Genomic DNA, 8,060 nt, shown 5'->3' with positions numbered 1-8,060 from the left:
CCGCATCGAGCCGCGACAGCGAAAACGAAGGCCAAAATCCTACCCATGGCTGAAGAAGCCGCGTGACCTCGCGCGCGACGACATCATTCGCTACGGGCGCCCGCAGCGGCCTAAGTAAGTGCCATTCGTTCTAAAGATAGGTGCCATGCAATATCGCGCCTGCGATGTCGCGTAGCTCCAATGCGTGACCGGAAATAAAAAGGTCGACTGGGCGCTCCTCTCTCCGAAATGATTTTTTAAACAACCAATCAGCTTGATCCGCAACCGTGGGAAGCAAATCGTCAAGTATTTTGGATAGCTCCGGATCTTGGCTACGGATGATCGTCACTGCGGCACAGCGGGCATCTGCCGCCCTGGCCTCTAAGGCGTTCGCCTCTAATATCAGTTGTTTCAGGGGCTTTTGATTGTCCATTTTTAATTCCCCCGTTAGGTTCAGCTCGATTCAACAAAGTATTTAAGGTCGACGGTGTGGGCGCCACCGTAAAAGTGTACTCGGTCGTTAAGGGCGCGGCCAGCATCCTGCAAGGTCTCGAACCAGCGTCGATATTTGATGCTAGTCATGGGCGACGAGGCCTTCGCGTAGTTGCCTTGAATGCTTGTGCTTTCGTCAGAAGCTCTTGTGATGCCTCAAACTGGCGGCGCCAGTCTTCTGCCTGGCTACGCAATAGCACCGCTTGGGCATTGAACTCGTTTAATCGGGCTTGCAGTTCTTGGCTATCAACATTAGTGCGTTCTAAGTTTGCCGTCACCGTCTGTAGAGCGCCTTCCAATTGACCATTTTTCTGGCGGGTATCGCCCAGCGTTTGCTGAAGCAAAGTGAGCTCGCGTCGATGATCATCGGTGGCGCGGCGCGATATGGTGGTAAGCGCCTCGAGTTCTTTTTGAAGCCGTGCTGCGGTGGTGCGCTCGCGGTCTATTTCCAGCAGCATACGCTTTTCGGTAGATCTGGAGCGCTCCTCGGCCAGCTCTATGGCAGCCCGCAGCTTGTCGAGCTCAACAGTGAATTGGTGATGTGATTGCTCAAGCTGGCGCTGCAATGTTGTATTTTCAAGCTTGGCCTCATCGAGTGTGGTGAGCAATGAAGCGCGGGTTGCCTCCGCGGCGGCAAGGGCTTCGCGCAGAGCACCAATTTGTGTTCCCGCTTGGTCAAGTTCGCTCCTGACGTTGTGGGCCTCGTTGCGGGTCGCATCCCGATCGGCTTCCGTGGCGGTAACGGCAGCCTTTGCTTGGAGCACCGCTTCCTGAGCTTCAACACGATACGCCGTTAGTGACTCCTGGGCTGCCGCCTGGGCGTTTGTCCATAGCGTGGCAACGAGTTCCCCGGCCACTCTCTTCAATGCATCGGGCAAGTCGGGATGCTCAATCCGAGTGCGGCTTTTTTCTCGCAGATCCTCCCAAAACTTGGACAACGCCTCGGCCGGCGCACTCATGCTGCCTTTACGTACCAACTGATAGAGCTTGTTGGCCGTCGGCGTTACCCCATACCGAAAGAACAGCAGCGCACAGACCTCCCGATAGAGTCCCTGGGTTTGGGTGAAGCGCTCGCGCAGCGCCTCGATATCGCGCGAAAGCGCCGCATCATCGATCATAGGGGCAGTCATTGAAATTTTCCTCGTATCTTTCAATAATAATACAACGTAATACGTTGTGAATAATACTCCCCTTCTGCATAATTTGACATTACTGTTATAATGTCAAATTATTTGGATAGTGGTTGCCTGCTGAATACGTCGAGTCCATCATGCCGCTTAATAGTGAATTTTCCGCAGCGCTTATTCCGCTCTCGCCTTTCGAGGGCGTGCGCGTTTTGCCGGAGTTCGATGGCCGCGCCGGCACGAACCGGGCCATGGGCAATCGACCGCAGATCGCGGCCACCACCGATGTCGATGCCATCACCGCCTGGTTAGCGCGGTTTATCGAGTCTCCCAATACCTTTACAAGCTACCGTAAGGAGGCCGAGCGCCTGCTGCTATGGGCAACTCTGGCTTTACAAAAGCCGGTGTCCTCACTGACACATGAGGACTTGCTGGCGTATCAGCACTTTTTGAGTGATCCCCAGCCCAAAGCCCAATGGGTAATGCGCTCTGGGCGCAAAGTGGAGCGCGCGCACGTCGATTGGCGCCCCTTCGCCGGTCCCTTGGCACCGGCGAGCCGACGCCAAGCCATCATAATCTTGAACTCCATGTTTGCTTGGCTGGTGACAGCCGGCTACCTGGCCGGCAATCCCTTGTCGCTCTCGCGCCAGCGAGCCCGTAAAGCTAAGCCGCGGGTGACACGTTATCTGGAGGATGAGACCTGGAGCGAAGTAAAAATGGCGATTGATGCCCTACCGCGCGAGTCCGACCGCGAACGTGAGCACTATTTTCGGCGGCGCTGGCTGTTTTCCTTGCTCTACCTGTGCGGATTGCGCATTTCAGAAGTGACACAGAACAGCATGGGCGGTTTCTTTTGCCGACGCGATAAGGACGGTGAAGAGCGCTGGTGGCTTGAAGTCACTGGGAAGGGCGAGAAGACGCGGATCATTCCGGCCACGCACGAGCTCATGATGGAGCTGGCGCGCTATCGGCGCGAAAAGGGCTTAGTGCCCTTCCCTAGCTCCGATGAAACCACCCCGCTGTTGCTGCCGATCGGCAACCAAACCCGCACCCTCACCCGTGCGGCCGTCCACACTATCGTCAAGCAAGTCTTTAAAAGCGCGGCTGACCGGATCCGGGCGCGCGGCGGCGATGAGGAATGGAAAGCACAGCGCGTTGAACAAGCCTCGGCCCATTGGCTGCGGCACACGGCCGGCTCCAACATGGCCAATAACAATGTGGATTTGCGCCATGTGCGGGATAACCTGGGGCATGAGTCCATTAGCACGACCAATACCTACCTACACTCTTCAGACGATGCGCGACACCGCGAGACCGAGGAACATCACAAAATCGGGTGGTAATTATGAACTTGATAGCAACATCACGGTCTTCACTAAGAGTTCATCACACCGTCGCCGTAGTTAATACATGCCATCGGTCAAGTGCCAAGTTGATCAGGCCAGGCGTTGCTAAATCGAGGTCATGGCGCCTCTACACTGGGGGCCATATTTGGCCAATTGTGATCGTATGTCGATAGCCACCGGGTTGCGAGGTCCTGGACATCAGAGATTAAATCAAACGGGTAGCGTGCCAGCCAGTCATAGCGAATTGTGTGGCTATACTTTTGCTGCCACTACGAACCAACCCATGCTTGGTTTGCGGCGTTGTTGAAGTAAAAGCAAATTTTCGCCCTATCCACCAACCCGGCTCATTTCAACTCGAGGGTGATACGATAGCGGAGCAAAGCCTCGGATTTCTGAATATCTGTCCGTCCTTCTGGTCCATTCCGATGTAATCGTATGGCGTAAAGTCTCGTCACTTTCTGATTCGCGCAATAAGGCACGTAAATCCACGCCCTTTTGTCCAAACAGACATAGGTAGAATCGGCCGTCTGCCGCTATCCGCGCCCGGGAGCAGGCCCCGCAAAAGGGCTGTGTCACGCTGGAAATCACACCGATTTCACCCTGCCCATCCAGATATCGCCAGCGTTTAGCAACTTCTCCCTTGGCGGAGGGCGATACGGCCTCCATCGGGAAGTGCTGATGAAGCAGCCTGACAATATCGGATGAAGGATATACCGCATTCCTTTTCCATTGATTGGTATTGCCCACATCCATAAATTCTATAAAACGCAGAATGTGGCCAGTGCCACGAAAGTGCCTTGCCATAGGCAGAATCTGGTCATCATTGACGCCGCGCTTGACCACCATGTTGATTTTTATAGATGCGATACCTAAGCGACTTGCAGCCTCAATACCGTGTAGCACGTCATCGACGGTCCAGTCAGCATCCGTCATCCTCTGGAATACGGCGTTATCTATCGCATCCAAGCTTACGTTCAAGCGCTTGACACCTGCTAGTGCAAGGCTTTGTGCTTTACGCGCCAGCAGAGCCCCATTCGTGGTCAGTGAAACATCTACCGGCCGCCCGTCGGGTGTGGTAAGCGCTACGAGTTTGGCTGCCAGTATATCGACGTCTTTACGCAGTAATGGCTCGCCTCCTGTGATACGAATTTTTCTTACGCCTAAACCTACGAATATTTTTGCAGCCCGCTCGATCTCTTCATGACTCAATAACTCGCTTCGCGGCAGGAACTGAAAATCTTTACCGAACGAAGCTCGGGGCATGCAATATGTACACCGAAAATTACATCGGTCGGTGACTGATATACGTAAGTCACGCAACGGCCTCGCATGCTGGTCCAATACGTTAGATTCCAGTGCGGCCATATGGCCTTTGACTGAGACCGGCACAGACACAACGCGAGGATGATGCAGTAAGTATTCGTTCATGCTTGGGCTTTATCGTTTTTTTTGAAAAGCCCGCTTTAGACGGTCATAAAGCGGGGTCTTATACGTCCGATTGGAGAGTTCCTTCCTTATGCGGGATTAGTAGGCATCGCAAATCTACGATCTTTAAAGCTCACCGTCTTTTTGAATTCATCCATACTGCCGGCCTTGCGGATGTTGCCCCATGTACCCTTGTAGTAAGGGATCACATTGCGATCGGTCCAATCCGTCGTGACGTCGCCTTGGATGCCGTTTACATAACCGAAAAGCATGAAAGTCTGGCCTCGCTTGATTTGCGAGACCGGATATACCATTGCATAGGTCGAACCGAAGTCGTTATAGACCTCGACAATATCGCTTGCCTCTACGCCGAGTTCGCGGCAATCATCAGGATGGATCTCGATGTAGGCCATGGGATAACGCTCTTGGGCGAAGCTGTTGTATTGATCGTGATACGCGGTCTGCCATATCTCGTTGTTTCGCCCATTATTAAGCCAAAACTTATATTTCTTCTTTTGCGCAGCAACGATTTCAGGCAAGCCATTCCACGGCGCAGGTAGGAAGTGAGCCTTACCGTCATCGGTGTCAAATTTTGAGTCGGTGTAGAGCATCTCTGTGCCCACGAGCTTGCCATCCGTGTAGGACTTAACAGGAAGCTGCACCCCATTATTACCCGTGGCGCGCAAGCGCTCATAGGTAACCAGATGACCCGAATCGCCTCCTTGGCTATCTATCTTAGGCGCCCCAGGTTGACCGGCGCGCCGGAATCCATCATCAAAGGCGTCTTCTTCTGTCTTCCACTCAAAGCCGTTGAAACGCTCGGCCATTGCCGTGTTGCCCTCTTTCTCGTAAAGCGCACGTATCGTAGTGGCGATCTTTGCTGCAATGAGGCAATCGGCCATCGCCGAGCCCGGAGGATCCATAAACTTCTCGGACAAGCGAATTCGCCGCTCTCCATTCATGGACGTAAGGTTGATCTCTCCGGGATGTGCCGCCGGCAGCAATAGATGGGCGGCCTCAGCAAGCTTGGTGGGATAAAGATTGATGCTCGCGACAAACAGCCCCCCTTTCTCGGTTGCCTGATAAATGATATCAACCATCTCTTCGTTAGTGGCGCCCCGCGCCTTTTGCATCGCCTCTTTGACAATGGCCGACCGCTTTAGTATCGCTTCTCGCAAGGCCTGAGCGTCGTTGCTTGTTTGGAAATTATTGCAACCCCACCAGGTCATCATGCGACCTCGTCCCTGAATCAGTTCCTTGTCGATATATATCTTTGATTGTCCGGGGTATGGCGGGCGGGTGTAGCCTTCCTGGTGCCCGCCCATGCGCACGCAGCCCGTGCCGCGACGGCCGACGTTATGGGTAGCGATAACTAGGCCGAGCAGTGCCGACTGAATCACGTAATTATCATTGCCCCAAATGATGCCTTTTTCATAAGCATGCATGGTGCGCGGCATCTGACCCGTTTTCTTAGGTTTGTAAGACCATTCTGCCGCTTTTTTGAGATCATCGATAGGCACGCCAGTGATCTTGCTGCACTCCTCGAGTGATATGCGATTTGTTCGTACAGCCGCATCAAATCCAGAGGAGTGCTGTTCAATGAACGGCTTATCTATCCACCCTTGTTCCACTACATACGTAAATAAGCCATTAAACAGTGCAGTGTCCGTGCCTGGCTCAATCGCTAAATGCAGTACACGTCCCTTGCCCGCAACCTGACGCGCAATCGAGATTGACGGCGTTTCACGAGGGTCTACGAATATGACCCGCGTGGGCGGCAAGTCTTCTCCTGGAAAGCGATCTTTTTTCTTGCTGCTCGTCTGACCGTATAAGTTCGGTACCCAGTGGTTGAGGAAGTAATTGGTTTGGTTTTCGTAGGGATTATTTCCAATGGACCAAAGAACATCGGCAAGTTGCGCATCTTCGTATGCATTATTAAGTTCGCCAATTCCCATGTCACGGGTTGCGTGGCACTCCGAGTTATACGCCGGGCGATTGTGAATACGAACCATAGGGGTCTGTAGGGCCGAGAACATCAGCTTGCCAGTACCCCACGTATTTTCGAACCCGCCGCCAGCGCCGCCATGGTCAAAACAGGAGAACATAATGCCTTCCGGACCATCTTTATCCAGTGTTTTCTTAAGCAACCCAGCATAGAGCGCCATGGCTTGATCCCAAGAGGTATCAACCCATTGGTCGGCAGCGTATAAGCGCGGCTGTTTAAGCCGTTCTTTGCCATCACCATCGGGCGAATACATATACGTTGCCATCCTGCCGCCGCGGGTCGAACTCAGCCCCCCATTAACGACGCACTCCTTATCCGGTACGATCATGATGTTGTGGCGACTACCATCGTGCTCTGTAATCACGTTAGTCATGGCGGGCGTCAGGGTAGTGGCATACGGGGGCAGCTGTTGTCGGAAATCCAGACCCAGGGCGTTATCTTGGGGTGCACGACCACCCTCTTTCTGTTCGGGCCACTTATACACGTGATAGCCGCAGCCGACGATACAGAAATGACAGGTCATATTGGTACGCTGGGTATTTGCTGGCGGCAAGGTGATGCGATCTTTTTTTGCTGGCATGGCATGTATCTCCTAAATTAGATTATGTTGGCTTGGCGTCCGTAGATCAGCCCGTCGACACCAACAGCTGAAACGGTGTCCGATGCTTCGTCATACCGCAACAGAACGCGTGGGAGATTCTCTGTAGCTTGCCCACAAATCATTTGGCCCGATTTTTCGGCATCGAACTCGCTGAAGTGACAAGGGCACTTGAAGGTTTTGGTGTTGTTATCGTAAATAGTCGGGCAACCCATATGCGTGCACAGAGTGCTATACGCCACGATATCGCGGTCGGGTCCAACCCCGCCCGGAACCGGGGAGCCCAGCTTGACTGCGGTGCAAGGTGACCGATCGTCTGGATAGTTAAACGGCAACGGTTCCTTAACCGTCAGTTTTTGGGCGGCCGTGACGGTCTTGCTCGGATAATTCAACGTTGTTTTGGACGGATCGGCAGGCGATGCCTGGGCATTAGCGCTTGCAAACGGCACCAAGGTAGCGGCCGCTGCAACCCCGCTGCCCCCACTGAGCTTAAGAAAACCGCGTCGGGTGATATTCGTTGTGTCGGACATGGGTCAATTCCTATTGAAACAATGGGCGGAGATCGCTAACCTATGCCCATCGCTTACGCAATACGCGTGCCATGTAATAACTCACGTCGGCCACGCTTGGAGAAGACAGAAATGGCGGCGTTGTGGAGACCAAACGGTAACGTGCCTGGCGGCAAATCGAGCTTATCGTTACCGGGCGGTAACGTCCGTCGGCGTCTGTTGACTGCGGGCATTGCAGCCGTAGGCGTATGCGCGACCCCTGCATGGAGTCAAAGAATCGATCAAGCCACTTTGCGAATTGGCACCACGGCCGTCTTTCTCGATGATCAGCTTCAGCTACTAGACATTTGGCGCGCTGACTTGGAAGCCACACTGGGCCAGGTGGTTCAATTCGTGCAACGACGGAGCTATCGAGAAATTGTTGACCTTTTACTGCGTGGACAGATTGATGCCGCCGGTGATTGTCAAGCTAGTTGTCGTTTGGGTAAGGGATTCATGCGGCCTGTTTTACTGTCTCAGATTGCCGTAGGCATGGCTTAGCCGGATTCTCGGGATTCAGATGGACAACGGCAATCCGGGACC

Annotated in this window: 7 protein-coding genes; 1 reads left to right on the top strand and 6 read right to left on the bottom strand. The window is 53.7% G+C overall.

Annotated elements, in window-relative coordinates:
* Positions 1-130: 130 nt before the first annotated feature.
* Genes CR159_RS21005 through CR159_RS21000 form a run of 3 tightly spaced genes read right to left on the bottom strand, consistent with a single transcriptional unit; the run spans position 131 to position 1,601 of the window.
* Entirely contained in the window at positions 131-412 is a 282-nt protein-coding gene (locus tag CR159_RS21005) for a hypothetical protein (RefSeq protein WP_102075891.1), read from the bottom strand.
* 20 nt (positions 413-432) lie between these two features.
* Positions 433-561, bottom strand: a complete 129-nt coding sequence (locus CR159_RS22145) for a hypothetical protein (protein ID WP_255398998.1) — start codon at positions 559-561, stop codon at positions 433-435.
* Positions 558-1,601 carry a DNA-binding protein gene (locus CR159_RS21000; protein ID WP_102075890.1) on the bottom strand — a complete coding sequence of 348 codons (1,044 nt, stop codon included), beginning with the start codon at positions 1,599-1,601 and terminating at the stop codon, positions 558-560. The genes CR159_RS22145 and CR159_RS21000 overlap by 4 nt, the downstream gene beginning before the upstream one ends.
* Positions 1,602-1,741: 140 nt before the next feature.
* Between CR159_RS21000 and CR159_RS20995 the strand changes: the two genes are divergently transcribed.
* Positions 1,742-2,938: a tyrosine-type recombinase/integrase gene (locus tag CR159_RS20995; protein WP_102075892.1), complete on the top strand. Its 1,197-nt coding sequence runs from the start codon at positions 1,742-1,744 to the stop codon at positions 2,936-2,938.
* 330 nt (positions 2,939-3,268) lie between these two features.
* Here the strand turns inward: CR159_RS20995 and moaA are convergent, their stop codons facing one another.
* The 3 genes from moaA to CR159_RS20980 form a co-directional block, all read right to left on the bottom strand.
* Positions 3,269-4,369 (bottom strand): GTP 3',8-cyclase MoaA, encoded by a 1,101-nt coding sequence (gene moaA, locus CR159_RS20990; RefSeq protein ID WP_102075889.1) that lies wholly within the window; start codon positions 4,367-4,369, stop codon positions 3,269-3,271.
* Between the two features lie 86 nt (positions 4,370-4,455).
* On the bottom strand, positions 4,456-6,951 hold the full coding sequence (locus CR159_RS20985; RefSeq protein WP_102075888.1) for an arsenate reductase (azurin) large subunit: 2,496 nt from the start codon (positions 6,949-6,951) through the stop codon (positions 4,456-4,458).
* 17 nt (positions 6,952-6,968) lie between these two features.
* On the bottom strand, positions 6,969-7,499 hold the full coding sequence (locus CR159_RS20980; RefSeq protein ID WP_102075887.1) for an arsenate reductase (azurin) small subunit: 531 nt from the start codon (positions 7,497-7,499) through the stop codon (positions 6,969-6,971).
* Between the last annotated feature and the right edge of the window lie 561 nt (positions 7,500-8,060).

The organism is Pollutimonas subterranea, from assembly GCF_002849655.1.
In the GTDB taxonomy this organism is placed as follows: domain Bacteria; phylum Pseudomonadota; class Gammaproteobacteria; order Burkholderiales; family Burkholderiaceae_B; genus Pollutimonas; species Pollutimonas subterranea.
This window is presented reverse-complemented; position numbering and strand designations above follow the sequence as displayed.